The organism is Serratia sp. Je.1.23.a (genome assembly GCF_051129805.1).
In the GTDB taxonomy this organism is placed as follows: Bacteria; Pseudomonadota; Gammaproteobacteria; order Enterobacterales; family Enterobacteriaceae; genus Serratia; species Serratia liquefaciens.
This window is the reverse complement of sequence record NZ_JBCPSR010000002.1, coordinates 439,040-455,653: the sequence shown is the minus strand read 5'-3', so window position 1 is coordinate 455,653 and position 16,614 is coordinate 439,040. Positions and strand designations below refer to the sequence as shown.

The 16,614-nt window shown below is 58.4% G+C and carries 13 protein-coding genes and 1 pseudogene; 7 read left to right on the top strand and 7 right to left on the bottom strand.

Annotation, left to right across the window (positions count from 1 at the left end; genetic code table 11):
- Positions 1 to 6 precede the first annotated feature (6 nt).
- On the bottom strand, positions 7 to 1,221 hold the full coding sequence (locus AAZT04_RS09875) for an aspartate aminotransferase family protein (protein ID WP_129982713.1): 1,215 nt from the start codon (positions 1,219 to 1,221) through the stop codon (positions 7 to 9).
- Between the two features lie 740 nt (positions 1,222 to 1,961).
- Between AAZT04_RS09875 and AAZT04_RS09870 the strand changes: the two genes are divergently transcribed.
- From AAZT04_RS09870 to AAZT04_RS09845, 6 genes are all read left to right on the top strand, one after another.
- Complete coding sequence (locus AAZT04_RS09870; RefSeq protein WP_434679881.1) at positions 1,962 to 3,236, top strand: ABC transporter substrate-binding protein; 1,275 nt, start codon at positions 1,962 to 1,964, stop codon at positions 3,234 to 3,236.
- Between the two features lie 61 nt (positions 3,237 to 3,297).
- A complete protein-coding gene (locus tag AAZT04_RS09865) occupies positions 3,298 to 4,239 on the top strand; it encodes a carbohydrate ABC transporter permease (protein WP_046373311.1) in 942 nt (313 codons plus the stop codon).
- Positions 4,229 to 5,062, top strand: coding sequence for a carbohydrate ABC transporter permease (locus AAZT04_RS09860; RefSeq protein ID WP_020827410.1), 834 nt, complete (start codon positions 4,229 to 4,231; stop codon positions 5,060 to 5,062). The genes AAZT04_RS09865 and AAZT04_RS09860 overlap by 11 nt, the downstream gene beginning before the upstream one ends.
- Positions 5,063 to 5,066: 4 nt before the next feature.
- Positions 5,067 to 6,479, top strand: a complete 1,413-nt coding sequence (locus tag AAZT04_RS09855; protein WP_434679878.1) for a leucyl aminopeptidase family protein — start codon at positions 5,067 to 5,069, stop codon at positions 6,477 to 6,479.
- The gene (locus tag AAZT04_RS09850) at positions 6,479 to 7,612 is read left to right on the top strand and encodes an ABC transporter ATP-binding protein (protein ID WP_129983080.1); all 1,134 of its coding nucleotides are present in this window, start codon (positions 6,479 to 6,481) and stop codon (positions 7,610 to 7,612) included. The genes AAZT04_RS09855 and AAZT04_RS09850 overlap by 1 nt, the downstream gene beginning before the upstream one ends.
- A 61-nt stretch (positions 7,613 to 7,673) precedes the next feature.
- Positions 7,674 to 8,666: a LacI family DNA-binding transcriptional regulator gene (locus tag AAZT04_RS09845; protein ID WP_129982711.1), complete on the top strand. Its 993-nt coding sequence runs from the start codon at positions 7,674 to 7,676 to the stop codon at positions 8,664 to 8,666.
- A 97-nt stretch (positions 8,667 to 8,763) separates the two neighbouring features.
- Here AAZT04_RS09845 and AAZT04_RS09840 read toward each other — a convergent pair whose 3' ends face one another.
- On the bottom strand, positions 8,764 to 9,690 hold the full coding sequence (locus AAZT04_RS09840; RefSeq protein WP_129982710.1) for a N(4)-(beta-N-acetylglucosaminyl)-L-asparaginase: 927 nt from the start codon (positions 9,688 to 9,690) through the stop codon (positions 8,764 to 8,766).
- Between the two features lie 259 nt (positions 9,691 to 9,949).
- On the opposite strand from AAZT04_RS09840, the gene AAZT04_RS09835 reads away from it, so the two are divergent.
- On the top strand, positions 9,950 to 10,924 hold the full coding sequence (locus AAZT04_RS09835; protein ID WP_129982709.1) for an alpha/beta hydrolase: 975 nt from the start codon (positions 9,950 to 9,952) through the stop codon (positions 10,922 to 10,924).
- Between the two features lie 2 nt (positions 10,925 to 10,926).
- Here the strand turns inward: AAZT04_RS09835 and AAZT04_RS09830 are convergent.
- From AAZT04_RS09830 to AAZT04_RS09810, 5 genes and pseudogenes are all read right to left on the bottom strand, one after another.
- Positions 10,927 to 11,895 (bottom strand): annotated as a pseudogene (locus tag AAZT04_RS09830) (ABC transporter ATP-binding protein).
- Entirely contained in the window at positions 11,885 to 12,871 is a 987-nt protein-coding gene (locus AAZT04_RS09825; protein WP_116690290.1) for an ABC transporter ATP-binding protein, read from the bottom strand. The pseudogene AAZT04_RS09830 and the gene AAZT04_RS09825 overlap by 11 nt, the downstream one beginning before the upstream one ends.
- Complete coding sequence (gene opp4C / locus AAZT04_RS09820; RefSeq protein ID WP_128864738.1) at positions 12,868 to 13,818, bottom strand: oligopeptide ABC transporter permease; 951 nt, start codon at positions 13,816 to 13,818, stop codon at positions 12,868 to 12,870. Before opp4C ends, AAZT04_RS09825 begins: the two co-directional genes overlap by 4 nt.
- A 2-nt stretch (positions 13,819 to 13,820) precedes the next feature.
- Positions 13,821 to 14,777: an ABC transporter permease gene (locus tag AAZT04_RS09815; RefSeq protein ID WP_020827419.1), complete on the bottom strand. Its 957-nt coding sequence runs from the start codon at positions 14,775 to 14,777 to the stop codon at positions 13,821 to 13,823.
- Between the two features lie 48 nt (positions 14,778 to 14,825).
- Positions 14,826 to 16,514 carry an ABC transporter substrate-binding protein gene (locus tag AAZT04_RS09810; protein ID WP_129982707.1) on the bottom strand — a complete coding sequence of 563 codons (1,689 nt, stop codon included), beginning with the start codon at positions 16,512 to 16,514 and terminating at the stop codon, positions 14,826 to 14,828.
- Positions 16,515 to 16,614 lie beyond the last annotated feature (100 nt).

Sequence of the window (16,614 nt, the reverse complement as noted above, 5' to 3'; positions counted from 1 at the left end):
TGTGTGTTAGCTGCAAATCCGCGCCACGGCTCGCGCGAATCGCGCCAGCCCCTCTTTCACATCCTGCTCAGGAATAACCAGTGAAGGGGTGAAACGCACCACGTCCGGACCGGCGATCAGGGCAATCACGCCCTCTTCGTTGGCCAACTGCGTGATCTGCTTCGCCTTGCCGGCGTAGTCCTTGGTCAACTGGCAGCCAATCAATAGGCCGCCGCCGCGGATTTCAGAGAAAATCGGATACTGCTGGTTAATCTTGTTCAGGCCGTCAAGGAACCACTGGTGGCGTTGCTTAACCCCTTCCAGCACTTCCGGCGTGTTGATGACGGAGAACACCGCGCCCGCCACCGCCGTCGCCAGCGGGTTACCGCCGTAGGTGGTGCCGTGGGTGCCGACGCTCAGGGTTTTGGCCAGTTCGTCAGTGGTCAGCATGGCGCCGATCGGGAAGCCGCAGCCCAGCGCTTTCGCGGTGGTCAGCACGTCAGGAACCACGCCGTACTGCATGTAGGCGTACAGGTCGCCGGTACGGCCCATGCCGGTTTGCACTTCGTCGAAAATCAGCAGCGCATCGTGGCGATCGCACAGCTCACGCAGGCCTTGCAGGAAAGCAGCATCGGCCGGCAACACGCCACCTTCGCCCTGAATAGGCTCGACGATCACCGCGCAGGTGTGGTCGTTAATCACCTCGGCAGCGGCCGCCAGATCGTTAAATGGCGTGTGGGTGATGCCGCCCGGCAATGGCGCGAAGTCCTTGGAATACTTAGGCTGGCCACCGGCAGACACGGTAAACAGCGTGCGGCCGTGGAAGGCGTTGTTGAATGCCACAATCTGGTTCTTGCTGTGGTTGCCGTTATCCAGTGCGCGTTTACGCGCCAGTTTCAGCGCCGCTTCGTTGGCTTCTGCCCCGGAGTTACAGAAAAACACCTTCTCGGCAAAGGTGGCGTCAATCAGCAGTTTGGCCAACCGCAGCACCGGCTCGTTGGTATAGCCGTTGCCCAGGTGCCAAAGTTTGCCCGCCTGCTCCACCAGCGCTGCGGTCACGACCGGATGCGCATGGCCCAGCGCGTTAACCGCAATGCCGCCAGCAAAATCGATGTAAGACTTACCCTGCTGATCCCATACCTGCGAGCCTTCTCCCCGTACCAGAATAAAATCAGCGGGGGCATAAACCGGGACCATCCAGTCGTCGAAAGACTGGCGGGTAACTGCGATTGGCTGTTCCATAATGACCTCATAACTTCAGCAAAGACTGAATTTTGACTGTAAGGGCCGCTCCAGCCTGGATGGTCCACAACAAAACATAAAAAACCGCGCCGTTCGATCCGTTTTTTAGCCGGTGATAACTCTGCCTTTCACCGCCTATTCAGAAACAAATCTGTTACATCATTCGCGTTTTTCGCTATTTATGCCGGGTATCAGGTCCTGTAACGGGGAATAAATGTTAACGAGCAGTTAAAATACATGCCGTTTGATAAAGAGTGTAGAGCAGCTATCGTGCCAAAACGGGATTTTTGGCGAAAAACGCGGTTTTTTTCGGTAAAACAACGGCTTATAATGCATACTTATTCAATAAATATGCATTGCTAATGAATAATTGGAAAAATAAGGCGAAAAATCATCATTGGCTGCGAAATCCTATTCAATGACAAAAAACTTCGATATTTCTGATCGCGCTCGCAAAAATAATTTGGCCTGATTTGCTCCCCATCACACTTTTGCCCCATTCAGGTGCAGAAAATGCACCGGATGCGGGCAAACCCGCGTCATTACAGGCTCTGCGTGCCCCTGTGTGGGCCAAAATCGGGCGTGACCCTGGGCAACTGCCGCGTCAGATCTCATATTTGTTAACTTGCCGAACAAAATGTTGACAGTCTGCTGACGCGATAATAGGTTAATTTCAATGGAACACGTGTTCCATGATGAAAAAACACACACCACATCGACTGCACAGGATCGGGGTTATCATGGCTCAAGTCTGCTTGCGTAATAATAAAAGAATCACCGGGGTCGCACTGGCCGTGCTGCTGGGCCTGCCCCTTTCCGCCAGTGCCAACACCAGCATTACCTTCGCCAACTATTTGCCCACTGATTACATCAACAAAGTGATTAAAGACTTTGAGGCGGCGCATCCGGACATTCAGGTGCAGTCGATCAAATGCGGCTTCGCCGACTGTCATCAAAAGCTGACCACCGCGTTGGCCGTTGGCCAGGGCGCCGCCGATATCTTCAGCGTCAGCACCATCAAACTCGGCAGCTTCGCCAACTCCGGCGGCCTGAATAACCTGAGCGCCCCGCCGTTCAGCATTGATAGCCAGGGCTGGCAGTTCGATCCTTCGATGATCAGCCTGGCTAAGGGTAATGACGGCAATATCTATGGCGTGCCTTACGACACCGGGCCGGTGATCATGATCTACCGTAACGACATGGTTCAGAAAGCGGGTGTAAAGATTGAGGACATCACCCAAAGCTGGGACAGCTTTATCGCCTTCGGTGAGAAGCTGAAAAAAGAGCAAGGCGCCTATCTGCTGCCGGCGGCCACCAGCCTGATCAATCCGCTGGTGGTAGGCATGAACAGTGAGCCGGGTAAGCCGGTATACACCAAAGATGGCAAGCCCAACTTGGATTCACCGCAAATCAAACAGCTGATGACGGTAATCAAAACGCTGTATGACAAAGGGCTGGCAGCCTCCCTGGACGGCTCCACCAACTCGCAGGAATACATCAAACTGTACCGGCAGGGGAAACTGTTCGCCGATATCGATGGCCCGTGGGACGAAGGCCGCATCGAGCAGGAACTGGATCCGGACGGTGCGAAAGCCGGTCTGTGGCGGGTGACGGGCGTGCCGGGCAATATCAAGGTCAACGCAGGCGGCACCACGCTGGTGATCCCCAAGCAAAGCAAGAATTCCCAGGCGGCCTGGCAGTTCATTCAATACTTTATGCAGCGTGACGTAGTGATCGACGCCGCGAAAACCGCCGGCACCTTGCCTGCGCGCCTCGACGTATATAACGCGCCTTACTTCGATACGCCCAGCAGCATTCTCGGCGGTCAACACTCGATGCGCTATTACGCCAGCCTGGTGCCGGACCTCAAGCCCGTAGCTTCCTCACCGGAAGACAATATCGCCAACGAAATTCTCAACGAAGCGGCGAAGAAGATCCTGGTGCAGCATCAGGACATCGACAGCACTCTGCGCGATGCCAATAAGCTGCTGGAGCGGCGGATGCGCGCCCTGTAATCATCAGACTGCGGCGGCTTACCGGCCGCCTTTTTTCGTTTTCCGTCGGTTCGGGGAGTCTATGCGTAAGCGATTTTTCAAAGGGCTGCTGCACGATCACCGCACCGCCTACCTGCTGCTGCTGCCGTTCATGCTGCTGTTTGCGGTGTTCAACGCCTTCCCGATCTTCTTCTCGGCGTTTCTCTCATTCCAATCCTGGAACCCGGTAAAAGGCCTGAGTTCGATGAAGTTTGTCGGGCTGGATAACTTTTACTATGCCTTCACCGATGACGCCTTCTGGGTGTCGCTGGTCAACACCATTAAAATCACGTTGGTGTCCGGCCTGTGCCAACATCTGTTCGCCATCACACTGGCTTATTCGCTGCTGCACATCATCGTGCGCGGCAGGCGTTTTTTGAAGGCGGCGATCTTCCTGCCCTACATCACCTCTTCCGTCGCCGTCAGCCTGATCGTGTTCAACCTGTTCTCGCCGGTCGGCATGGTCAACGAGCTGTTAAGCGGATTGGCCGCCAAGCTGCACCTGAGCGCGCTGGCCGCCGCGTTGCCGATCAACTTCTTTGACAGCGACTGGATCCGCTTCACCATCGCCAATCAGGTGACCTGGAAGTTCACCGGTATCAATACGGTGATTTACATGACCGGTCTGGCCTCTATTTCGCCCGACCTGTACGAAGCGATCGAGCTGGACGGTGCTGGCCGCTGGCAAAAATTCCGCTACATCGCGCTGCCGCTGCTGGCGCCCTTTATCTTCTTCGCCACGCTGATGACGCTGATCGGCAACATGCAGCTGTTCAATGAGCCCATGATCCTGACGCAGGGCACCGGCGGCGTCGACAACAGCGGCCTGACGGTGTCGATGTACGTGTACAAGACCGGCTGGTCCTATCTGGATATGGGCACCGCTTCGGCTATCTCCTGGATCCTGTTCCTGCTGATTGCGCTGGTGAGCGCGCTGGTGTTTTGGGGTTTCGGCAACCGTGGAGGACTCAAAAATGATCGCTGAGGGCCGCCGTTTCGACACCGGCAAGCTGGTGATTTACCTGTTGGTATCGCTGTTCGCCTCGCTGTCGCTGTTCCCGTTCTATTGGTCGGCGTTGCTGGCGACGCAGGACACCCGCAGCATCATGGGCATGTCGCTGCGCTTCGGCAGCCACCTGCTGGAAAACTACCGAGGGCTGGAGCAACAGGTGCCTTTCACCCGCTCGCTGCTCAACACTCTGTATGTCACCGCCATGGCCACCCTGACCAGCGTGTTGGTTTCCGCCGCGGCGGGCTACGCCTTCAGCGTCTATCAGTTCAAGGGCAAAAAGGTGTTATTCACCACCCTCATGTTGACCATGATGGTGCCCAGCGTGGTCAACCTGGTGCCCTACTTCTTCGTGATTAAAAGCGTTGGCCTGCTCGACCAGTTTGCCGCCGTCTGGCTGCCCGCCGGGGTGAATATCTTCGGGATTTTCCTGGTGCGGCAATACGTCAGTTCCTCACTGCCCAGCGAAATACTCGACAGTGCACGCATGGACGGTCTGAATGAACTGCAGATATTTTTGCGTATCGGCCTGCCGCTGATGCGCCCGGCGCTGCTGACGGTAGCGATCGTGGTGGTAGTCGATACCTGGAACAACTTTATGTTGCCGCTGGTGGCATTACAGTCGCCGGACAAGCAAATTCTCCAACTGGTACTGCGCAGCCTGAGCGGCGCTACCGCCACACCGTGGAACCTGGTGATGACCGGCAGTTTCCTGGCGATCGTCCCACTGCTGATCGCCTTTATCTTCTCGTCCAAACAAATGATGGAAAGCCTCACCCGTGGGGCGGTCAAAGGGTAACCTTATGCAATTCATTGATATTTACATTAAAAACGACACTGCGGCGCGCCAGCAAATCATCCTGTTTTCCGCTGCGGACGATTCACTGCCGGTAACGCTGCAAAATGCCGGCCTGCAACAGGCCGCCGTCGGCGTGCTTTATCTGCTGGGTGACGGCCGTTTTGCGCTCAATATCGGCCCTGCCCTGACTCCCGCAGCCCTACAGGATGCCGGTGCCGGTATCGCCGCCGGGCAAAAACACTTCGGGTTGCAGCACCTGCGTCTGACACTGGATGAAGGCTCATCGGCCAGTACAGAAACCTGGCGCTGGTTGCTGTTCGGCCTGCGTCTGGGCGCTTATCGCTACCAGCATCATGCCAGCGCTACGCTGACCGATCCGACCCAGCCGTTAGCCAGCCATGATGCGACAACGCAGGCGCTGTGCGACTGGGCCAATCTGCATGCCGAGGGCGTGATCATCGGACGTGAGCTGATGAATAAGCCGGCCAATATTCTCTATCCGCAAAGCTTCGTGGCGGCCGTCGCGCAATTGCCCTTTACTCATGTGCGCCAAGAGGTGCTGGATGAAGAGCAGATGGCGCAGCTTGGCTTCGGTGGCCTGCTGGGCGTTGGTCAAGGCAGCGCCCGCGCATCGCAATTACTGATCCTCGATCACCATCCCGCCAACGCACGCCATACTCTGGCGCTGGTGGGTAAAGGTGTCACCTTCGACAGCGGTGGCATCAGCATCAAAGGTGCGGCACGCATGAGCACCATGAAGTTCGACATGGGCGGTGCGGCTGCGGTGGTGGGCGCCCTGCGTATCATCGACGCGCTGCAACTGCCGATCCGCGTGATTGGCCTGTGCGGCCTGGTAGAAAACATGCCCTCCTCCCGCGCACAGCGCCCCGGCGACGTGGTGACCATGCACAACGGCAAGTCGGTGGAAATCATTTCAACCGACGCCGAAGGCCGCATGGTGCTGGCGGACGTCATCAGCTATGCCCAGCAGCGCTTCCAGCCCGACTTTTTACTCGATATCGCCACCCTGACCGGCGGCGCAGGCGTGGCGCTGGGCAAGGAGTATGCGGCCATGATGGGTAACGACGACGACTTTCTGGCGCAGGTCACCCAGGCGGGCAAGGCCAGCGCCGAGCCAGTGTGGCCAATGCCGCACGGCGGCTGGTATCGCGGGGTATTGAAGTCTGAATTTGCCGATTACCGTCACGGCGGTGAAGATCCGCACGGCAGCCCGTGCGTAGCGGCGACCTTTATCGGCGAGTTCGTGCAGCCGGGCCAGCGCTGGGCGCACCTGGATATTGCCGCCATGTCTACCGATATGCCGCACCGCAAGCTGTACGCCAACGGCGCGTCCTCATTCGGCGTGCTGCTGCTGGCGCGATTGAGTGCCCTGCTTGCCCAGACGGAGTGCGAATGATGGCTTACGTAGAACTGGTTGATATCAACAAACGCTATGACAACGGTTACCAGGCCGCCAGCGACGTGAATCTGCAGGTAGAGAAAGGTGAGTTTGTGGTGCTGCTCGGCCCGTCCGGCTGCGGCAAGTCCACCACGCTGCGGATGATAGCCGGGCTGGAAACCCTCTCCTCCGGCGAACTGTTGATCGACGGCGAACGCATGAACGAGGTGCTGCCCAAATACCGTGATATCGCCATGGTTTTCCAGAGCTATGCGCTGTACCCGCATATGACCGTCTATGAAAACATGGCGCTGTCTTTGAAAATCAAAGGAATGGCCAAAGCGGAGATTGCCACGCAGATTGCCGTCGTGGCCGAAATGCTGCACCTGACGGAATTCCTGAAGGTCAAACCCGGCCAGCTTTCCGGTGGTCAGCGTCAGCGCGTGGCGTTGGGCCGGGCGATTGTTCGGCGGCCCAAGGTATTTCTGTTTGACGAACCGCTCTCCAACCTCGATGCCAAACTGCGCAACCGCATGCGTCAGGAGTTGTCTGCACTGCATAAGGCGATCGGTGCGACCATCATTTACGTCACCCACGATCAGGTGGAAGCCATGACCATGGCGGACAAAGTGGTCATCATGAATCAGGGGAAAGTGCAGCAGATCGGTACACCGCTGGATCTTTATCATCGCCCGGTTAATCGCTTTGTCGCCGAGTTTATCGGTTCGCCGCAGATGAACCTGTTTGACGTGCAGGTTCTGGTGCAGGGCGAGCAGATCGTATTGCAGGGCGACTCTGGTTTGCTGCTGCCCTTGAGCGCCGCCGAATTCCCGGCGCTGGCAGCAAGAGGAGGCGACTGGCTGACGCTGGGCTGTCGTCCGGAAGCGTGCAGCATCAGCGCGCCACGAGCAGAACCCCACTTGAGTGGAACACTGGTGTACAGTGAAAATCTGGGCGCTGAGAGCAACCTGTTCGTACAGGGTGACAACGGTGCGCAGTACATCGTCAAACAGCACGCCCAGCTGCAGTATGCCCAGGGCCAGCCGCTGGCCATTACGCTGGATATCGCCGCCCTGCACTTTTTTGATCCGCATAGCGGTCAACGGGTAGCTCAAAGCGGGGAAACAGTGTTGCCGGCCGACATTCTGTGAGACCATATCGCCGCTGCGTGCCTCTGCCGCAGCGCCCCGTTTTCCGCTGAGTAGCTGCCGTATGCCGATGAAAAAAGTCACCTCTCACGATGTCGCCCGCGTGGCCGGCGTTTCACGCACCGTGGTGTCTCGCGCCTTTTCCAATCAGGGCCGGGTCTCGCAAAAAAACCGCGATCTGGTGATGCGCGTCGCCAGTCAGTTAGGCTATGCGCCAGACGCCATCGCCCAGAGCCTGCACAGCGGCAAAACCGGCTTTGTCGCGCTGGTGGTGAACCACTTTCACGATTTGTCTGACCTGGAGTTTTTCGATCGTCTGGTTGAACAACTGCAGAAAAGCAACCGGCAGGCGGTGATGATCCGCCTGGAAGGCATTGACGATCCGGCCAACTACCTGAAGCAAACCATCTCTTATCATGTCGATTCTGCCGTGGTGTTCGCCGACAACATCAGCGCGCGTGCAGCAAAAGATCTGTTTCGCATCGCTACGCCCATTATGCTCAACGGTTTGGCGGGCGACGCCCTGTGCGACGCTCTCAACGCCGATGAGTCACCCAGCCTGCAACAGCTGGCTGCACTGATGGCGCAAAAGGGTCAACGCCGCGTGGCGCTGCTCGGTGGCCGCAGCAGCGCCCACGGCGAACAGCTGCGCCAGCAAACCTTTCTGGCTCATGCCGCACAGCAGCAGTTAGAGATTGTCGCGCAGCTGAGCGGCGACTACAGCTACCTGAGCGGCTTTAACCTCGCGCCGCAGCTGCTGGACGCGCTTCCGGCTCCGCAGGCCATTTTCTGCACCGCTGATTCCATGGCGATGGGGGTGATGGACTATATTCGTTTGCACACTTCGCTGCAGATCCCTCAGGACGTCGCGGTTTACGGCTTCGACGATATCCCGATGGCAGCCTGGCCGAGTTACCAACTCACGTCGGTACGCCGCGATATGGACGCAATGATCGCCGCCATCGTTCGGCTGGTCGAACTGCGCAGCGGAAGCCCCCAGGCTGCGCCGCAGCAGATCACCATTCCCACCGAGTTGGTGGTTCGCGCGTCTTGCTAAACCGGTAGGGGTGAGCCTGTTCGGCCCAATTTAACGCATTGATGATGCTATTGGGCGCAGCATGCCGCGCCCCTTCCATAAACCACAGAGCCGCGGGTCAACGGGTGGTTATAATCTCCGCGTCGCGCAATTCCGGCGCCGCCATACCGCTCTGCCACAGCCAATACTGAATTGGGCCCGGGCAGTTAAGGCTGACGACCTTATGCTTTCCGTCCTTATCGATGGCGTGAATAGTCACCCCTTCGGTATAGCCATCTTTCAGGTAATTCAAATCCTCGATGGCCTCGTACACCGCCTGTTCCAGCGTCATGCCCATCTTCATATACAGCACCACTGCGCGGCTGGTGCCGCAGCGAATGGTCATTTCCCCGGTGTGGGTACAGGCACAGGCGCCATAACGGCTGTCGGCATAGGAGCCGCTGCCGATGATCGGGCTGTCCCCCAGTCGCCCCGGGTATTTCCACGCCCAGCCTGACGTTGACGTCGCCGCGCTGAGCGTGCGCCCACCATCCATGGCTAAAAATACCGTGGTGTCGCGCACCCGTTCTGGATCGGTGGCATTGTTGGACAGCCCTGCCAGTGGGATATTCGGCCAGTTGCGAAGCTGTTCGGCGTCCATCGCCTGCTCCAGTTTTTCCCACCAGACACGCTTGGAGTCGGCAATCAGGTTGTCACCCGCCAACGCGCCGATCTCAGCGGCGAAACGTGCCGCTCCGGCGCCCACCAGGATTTCATGGTTAAGATCTTCCATTACCCGATAAGCGACTTCCACCGGATGCAGATAGCCTTGCAACGCTCCCACCGCACCGGTGCGCAAGCTGTCGCCGTCCATCACCGAAGCGTCCAGCTCCATCTCACCCAGCACGTTGGGCCAGCCGCCGAAACCCACCGTACGTACGCTCGGGTCCAGCTCCACCAGCTTGATACCCTCAACGATGGCACGCAGGCCATTCTGCCCCTGTCGTAACCGTTCGGCAGACAGACCGATACCCGGATGTCCTTCAGAGTTTGCAATCACAATCATAGGGTTATGTTTCCCGCACGGCGTTCAGCGCTAAAAGAAAGGCACCGGTGATGACCGGTCATTCGCATCAATGGAACACGTGTTCCATGGTGATTAAAAAATATCGCTGCCCACCTGAAAAGTCAAACCGAAGCGGTGAAAAGCGTGGCGTGACGCGCCTTTTCCGACAGGGCACACACCACTAAGCCCACAGGGACATTGTTCTACTACACTGTGATCTCACCAGAAGATTTCATCCCCCTGTGCCAGAGGAATCAAGATGTCCAAGAAAACTGTTGATCTCACCCAGCCTGCAGCACAGCACGATATCCGTACCTTTCTTGATGCGCTGAACTCCAGTGACGCCAACCCCCTGGAGCAGTTGAAGCCGAAAGAAGCGCGTAAGGTGATGGAGGGCCTGCAAAGCGGTACCGAAGTCCCTCTGCGTGAAGTCGAAATCAGCGAAAAAACCATTCACGTCGATGGCCAGGATATCCTGTTGCACATCGTGCGGCCGGCCAAAGTAAAGGAGAAGCTGCCGGTATTCATGTTCTTCCACGGCGGCGGCTGGGTGTTGGGGGACTTCCCGACCCACGAACGGCTGGTGCGCGATCTGGTCCACAGCTCCGGCGCAGCGGCGGTGTTCGTTAACTACACCCGATCGCCGGAAGCCCCTTACCCTGTCGCCATCAATCAGGCCTACGCAGCGACCGAATGGGTGGCCGAGTACGGCGAGAAAATCAACGTTGACGGTTCACGTCTGGCGGTCGTCGGCAACAGCGCCGGCGGCAATATCGCGGCGGTGGTCAGCCTGATGGCGAAAGATAAAGGCACGCCTGCCCTGCGCAGCCAGATCCTGCTATGGCCAGTGACCCACGCCAATTTCGATACCGAGTCTTACCACCAGTTCGGCGAAGGCTATTTCCTCACCCGCAATATGATGAAATGGTTCTGGGACCACTACACCACCGATAAAGCCCAGCGCAAAGAGATCTACGCCTCGCCGCTTAACGCCACGCTGGAACAGTTGAAAGGCCTGCCACCGGCGCTGGTGCAAACCGCCGAGCTGGACGTGCTGCGCGACGAAGGCGAAGCCTACGCCCGCCTGCTCAATGCCGCCGGAGTCGAAGTCACCTCCACCCGTTATAACGGGCTGATCCACGACTATGGCTTGCTCAACGCGATCGCAGAAGTCCCGGCGGTGCACTCGGCCATCCATCAGGCCGGGCGTGCGCTAAAACATTATCTGGCCTAAGCTCAGCCGACATAATGGCAGGCCACCCGATGTCCTGCCGCTACCTGCCGCAATGCCGGGGCCTGTTCCCGGCATTGCGCAGTGGCCTGCGGACAGCGAGTGTGAAAGCGACAGCCCTGCGGCGGTTGGGCAGGGTCAGGTAATTCTCCCCGGGCCATCGCCTGCGGCTGACGGTGCGGATCCAAACTGGGTACCGCGGCCAACAGTGCCTGAGTGTAAGGGTGCAGCGGCCGACGAAACAGCGCATCGCGATCGGCGCTTTCGACAACCTGCCCGAGGTACATTACCGCTACGTCCTGACACAGATGCTCCACCACCCCAAGATCGTGCGAAATAAACAGGAAAGTCACCCCCTGCTGTTCCTGAAGATCGGAAAACAGGTTGATGATCTGCGCCTGAATAGAGACGTCCAGCGCCGAAATCGGTTCGTCGGCGACGATAAATTCCGGCTGCAGGATCAGCGCGCGGGCTACGCCGATGCGCTGGCGCTGGCCGCCGGAAAACTCGTGCGGGAAGCGCCCGTAATGCTGTGCCGACAACCCGCAGATTTCCAGCGTGTCTATCACCCGATCTCACAGCTCGCTCTTTTGCGCCAAACCGTGCTGCAACAGCGCTTCGCCAATCGCATCGCCTACCCGCATTCTCGGATTCAGAGAGCTGTACGGGTCTTGAAACACCAGTTGCATCTTCGGGCGCATCGCGCGCCGCTCGCGGGCGCTGAGCGCATCTAACGCCTGTCCTTTGAACAGTACCTCACCGTCGGTCTTTTCATGCAGCCCCAGCAGGGTTCGGCCTACGGTGGTTTTACCGCTGCCGGACTCCCCCACCAGGCCAAAAACCGTTCCCCGGCGAATGCTGAAGCTGACATCATCCACCGCCCGCAGTTGCCCGGTAGTCTGACCGAATAGCCCTTCACGCAGCGGGAAATATTTCTTCAGCCCTTTTACCTCCACCAAGGGTTCAGCCAACATGAATACGCCCCCCGGCATTCAGGAAACAGGCGGATTGCCGCCGCCGATCGCCATACAATGGCGGGATACCGTCACGGCAGCGGGCGCTCGCTTTGTCACAGCGTTCGGCAAAGGCGCAGTAGTCCGGCAAACTGGTCAGATCGGGCACCTGACCGGGGATCGAATACAACCGCCGCCGCCGCTGCCCCGCCACCGGCCGCGAGGCCATCAATCCCTGAGTGTAAGGATGCTGCGGGTTGGCCAGCACTTCATGCGTGGCACCCTGCTCGACAATACGCCCGGCGTACATCACCACCAGCCGATCCGCCATCTGGGCAATCACCCCGAGATCGTGAGTAATCAGCATCATCGCCATATTGTGCTTACGCGCCTGCTCGCGCAGCAGCGCCAGAATTTGCGCCTGCACGGTGACATCCAATGCGGTAGTGGGTTCGTCGGCAATCAGCAACGCCGGCCGGCAACTGATGGCCATGGCGATCATGATGCGCTGCAGCATGCCACCGGAAAGCTGATGCGGATAGCTGGTCATCAGCTGTTCGGCGCGTGCCAGTCCGACCTCGGTAATCAGCGCCGTGGCCTCCCGCCAGGCCGCTTTTGGCGCAGTCCCCCGATGGCGGATTAGTGGCTCAACCAACTGCTCGCCGATGGTCAGCACCGGGTTCAGCGCGCTCATCGGCTCCTGAAAGATCATCGCCAAACGGTTACCGCGTAAATCGGCCATCTGTTGCGGCCGCAGTTTCAGCAAGTCCTGGCCGTCGAAATGGATTTCACCGCCGTCGATTTGCGCCAGCGGTTGCGGCAACAGCCCCATCAGCGCCATCGCGGTCACGCTTTTACCGCAGCCGGACTCACCGACGACCCCCAGCGTTTGTCCGGCATAAAGGTCAAAACTCACCTGTTGCACCGCCCGCACCCGCCCTTGTTCGCCCTGGAAGGCTACCGACAGTTGATTAAAGGCCACCAGCGGTTGGCTCATCGTCTTACCCCGTTCATTTTTGGATCAAGCGCGTCTCGCAGGCCGTCGCCGAGAATATTAATCGCCACCACGGTGATGAAAATCGCCAACCCCGGCGGCATCCACAGCCAGGGGCGGCGTTGAAAATCGATCAGGCTGTTGGCGGCGTCCATCATGTTGCCCCACGACGGCATTGGCGGCACTACGCCCAACCCCAGATAGCTCAGGGCCGATTCACTGAGAATGGCATTAGCGACGCCCATGGTGGCCACCACCACCAGGATCGGAATGGTATTGGGCAGCAGGTGGCCGAAGATACGCCGCCGGGTGGATAACCCCAGCACCTCAGTGGCCAGCATGAAGTCACGCTCGCGCAACGACAAAATTTGCCCACGCACCAGCCGCGCCAGCGACGGCCAACCCAGCAGGCTGAGCATGATCATCACCATGTAAATACGGTAGTCCGGCGAAACGTCCAGCTCCGACAGCATCGCTCCCATGATGATCAGCAGCGGCAGGCTGGGAATGGTCATCAACAGATCGGCAAAGCGCATAATCAGCTTATCCACTACGCCGCCAAGATAGCCGGACAGCGCCCCCAGCAGGTAGCCGAGCGTGACTGACAACAGCATCGACACCAGGCCAATGGTCAGCGAAATACGCCCCGCCAGCAGCAGGCGGGTATAAATATCGCGACCGAGAAAATCGGTGCCCAGCCAGTGTTGCGCGCCGGGTGCCTGATTGATACTCAACGCATCGCCGGCATCGTCCTGCCAGGGCGACAGCATCGGGCCGAACAGGCACAGCACCGCCATCAACACCAACAGCAGCAGTGAAATCATCGCCAGGCGGTGACGCCGCAACCGCTGCCAGGCCTGGGCGGTCGGCGGTGGCGATAGCTGCGCCAGCGCCGGGAGTTGCGCTTGCCGCCAACGGCGACGACGCCCGAAAAACAAGGATGCCAACATAGTTACCTCAAACGAATGCGCGGGTCGGCATAGGCGTACAAAATGTCCGCCAGCAGATTGCCTAAAATGGTCAATACCGCCAGAAACAGCGTAAAGCCCATCAAGACCGGGTAGTCGCGCGCCGCCAGCGAATCGAGATGGATGTGCCCGGCGCCCGGCCAGTTGAAGATTTTTTCGGTGATCAGCGCACCGGAAAACAGCGCGGGTAGCTCAAAACCCAACAAGGTGATGATCGGTAACAGCGCATTACGCAGCGCATGCCGCAGGATGACGGTCTTTTCCTTCAGCCCCTTGGCGCGTGCGGTACGGATATAATCCATGCGGATCACGTCCAGCATGCTGGCGCGGAAATAGCGCGTCAGGGTGCCGGCCTGCAGCATCACCAACGCCAGCACCGGCAGCAACAGGTGCGCCGCCACGTCCAGTGCCCACGCCAATCCGCTGGCTTCGCTACCGGTGCGCAGCATGCCACCCGCAGGCAGCCAGTGCAGATCGACGGCGAACCATTTGATCAGCAACAGACACAGGAAAAAGGTAGGAAACGACATAGCGCCGAACACCGCCACGGTCACCAGATGATCGAACAGCGAATAGGGTTTCATCGCCGAGGCGACACCTACCGCCAGCGCAATGCCCCAGTACAGTACCAGCGCCACCGACGCCAGCAGGAAGGAGTTCCAGATGTACTGGTTCAACAAGGTACTGACCGGGATCTGGTATTGCAGCGAGAAACCGAGATCGCCCTGCAGCAGTTGACCGAGCCAGTGCAGATAGCGGCTGAATAACGGCTGATCCAGCCCGTACAGCGCCCGCAGCTCAGCCGCGCGCTGCGGCGTCAGGTTGATGTTGCCGTCGATAAAGTCGCCGGGGGTCAGTGCGAAAATAAAGAAAATCAGCAGCGATGCCAGCAGCATCATCGGAAGGGTTTGCAGCAAGCGGCGCAGGATAAAATTTCTCATGGTGTTTTCCGTCACCGCTGCCCAAACCGGCGCAGCGGTGCCTTACCGTTACTGAGCGATCTTGACGTCTGGCAGGCTGCCGGTCAGGCCGTTGTATACGTCCGGTTTAAAGCCGGTGACGCGTGCGCTGCTGGCGCTGAGCACTTTACGGTTCCCCAACAGGATCACCGGCGGATCTTCAGCCAGCACCTGATACAAATGGTGATACAGCGGCTTACGCTGCTCGATGTCCAGCGTGGCGTTAGCCTCGCCAATCAGCTTGTCCACCTGCGGATTGCTATAGCCGGTTTCACTGACCTGACTGATGAAATCGCGTACCCCGTCGTGCGGATCATTCAGCCCGCTGGTACTGAGCGACGCCAGATCGTAATTACCGGCCTTGCGTTGCGCCAGCAGCGCATTGAAATCCAGCACCTGCGGCTTCAACAGCACGCCAATCTGCCGATAGTTATCTTTGGCAATCGGCACCAGCGCGTCGTTAATCAGCTTTTTGGTCACCAACAGCGTCAGCTCCAGCTTTTTGCCGTCCTTCTGGCGAATGCCGTCCGCTTCCGGTTTCCAACCGGCCTGATCCAGCAGTTGCTTGGCTTTGTTGACATCGTAAGCATAGGGGTTGATCCCCTTGGGATCATAAGCCCAGGATACGGGTGAGATCGGCTGATTGGCGACCGAACCGTAACCCTGGTAGACCACGGTGATCAGCTTTTGCCGATCCAGCCCGTAAATCAGCGCCTGACGCACACGCGCATCCTGCAGTGCCGGGCGTTTAAAGTTGAAATCCACCCGGCTGTAGTCGCTCGAGCTGTACAAATTGATATTGGCGAAGCCGAGCAGCTTCAGCTGTTCAATATCATCCGGTTTGGAAGTAAAGGCGTCGTAGTCGGTTTCACCGGTCTGGAACAGCTGGAAGTTGGTAGAGGGGTTGGTCACGCGGTAAATAAAACGCGCCACCGCTGGCTTACCGAGATAGAAGTTCGGGTTGGCGTGAAAACGGATCTCCTGACCCGGCACGTATTTGTCGTAAATATAAGGGCCATTGCCTAACGGCTTGCCGTTCAGCGCACGCACGCTGTCCAGCTTACCGCGCTGGTACTCCTTGCCGTAATAGGCTTTCGACAGCACCGGCCCGCCGATCAGCTGTAGCGTAGTCGCCCCCGGCTGGGTGGTGGTGATTTGAAGCGTACGATCGTCGATCACCTTTAGCCCGCTGATGCTGGGGGCAGTTCCATTCTTGTACTCTGCCCCGCCCTGAATGTGCGCCGGAGTAATGTCGGTCTCTCCGTCATAGGCCGGGTCATGCAGCAGCGTCAGGGTAAAGGCAATATCTTCGGCCTTGATTGGCGAGCCGTCGCTGTTGACCAGATTAGGCCGCAGTTTAATGGTGTAGACCCGGTTGTCCGGGCTGACCTGCCAGGACTCTGCCAGCCGCGCCACCGGCTTGCCTTGGCTGTCCAGACCAATCAGCCGGGTAAAGATCACGTCGGTGACGTTCTCATCCCAGCCATTGCTGAACAGATAGGGATTGAAGTTACCCTGAGGTTCAAGAATACCGGCCACCACGGTGTCTTTACGCAACTTGGCCGCCGCCGGCACCAGGCTGGCATCGCTGGCCGGGGTAATACCTTCCGCCAAGGTTTCCGCCTGCACGCTAAATGCCAGCCCCACGGCACAGGCGATCGCCAGCGTAACCAGCCGCTTTTGTAAAGGTTTGATTGCCTTGTTTTTTATTTTTCTCACCCACTGCCCCTCGTTTACCCGTTGATAAATGTGACAAAATTTATCGCAGAGTAATCGGCGGCCGGGAGGCTGTCTAACAACGAAACCGGCATTCTATTGC

Coding starts and splice junctions, on each gene's coding strand:
- AAZT04_RS09855 (WP_434679878.1), top strand. CDS start 5,067: ATGCAATTCATTGATATTTACATTAAAAACGACACTGCGGCGCGCCAG.
- AAZT04_RS09845 (WP_129982711.1), top strand. CDS start 7,674: ATGCCGATGAAAAAAGTCACCTCTCACGATGTCGCCCGCGTGGCCGGC.
- AAZT04_RS09835 (WP_129982709.1), top strand. CDS start 9,950: ATGTCCAAGAAAACTGTTGATCTCACCCAGCCTGCAGCACAGCACGAT.
- AAZT04_RS09865 (WP_046373311.1), top strand. CDS start 3,298: ATGCGTAAGCGATTTTTCAAAGGGCTGCTGCACGATCACCGCACCGCC.
- AAZT04_RS09825 (WP_116690290.1), bottom strand. CDS start 12,871: ATGAGCCAACCGCTGGTGGCCTTTAATCAACTGTCGGTAGCCTTCCAG.
- AAZT04_RS09875 (WP_129982713.1), bottom strand. CDS start 1,221: ATGGAACAGCCAATCGCAGTTACCCGCCAGTCTTTCGACGACTGGATG.
- AAZT04_RS09815 (WP_020827419.1), bottom strand. CDS start 14,777: ATGAGAAATTTTATCCTGCGCCGCTTGCTGCAAACCCTTCCGATGATG.
- opp4C (WP_128864738.1), bottom strand. CDS start 13,818: ATGTTGGCATCCTTGTTTTTCGGGCGTCGTCGCCGTTGGCGGCAAGCG.
- AAZT04_RS09860 (WP_020827410.1), top strand. CDS start 4,229: ATGATCGCTGAGGGCCGCCGTTTCGACACCGGCAAGCTGGTGATTTAC.
- AAZT04_RS09850 (WP_129983080.1), top strand. CDS start 6,479: ATGGCTTACGTAGAACTGGTTGATATCAACAAACGCTATGACAACGGT.
- AAZT04_RS09840 (WP_129982710.1), bottom strand. CDS start 9,690: ATGATTGTGATTGCAAACTCTGAAGGACATCCGGGTATCGGTCTGTCT.
- AAZT04_RS09870 (WP_434679881.1), top strand. CDS start 1,962: ATGGCTCAAGTCTGCTTGCGTAATAATAAAAGAATCACCGGGGTCGCA.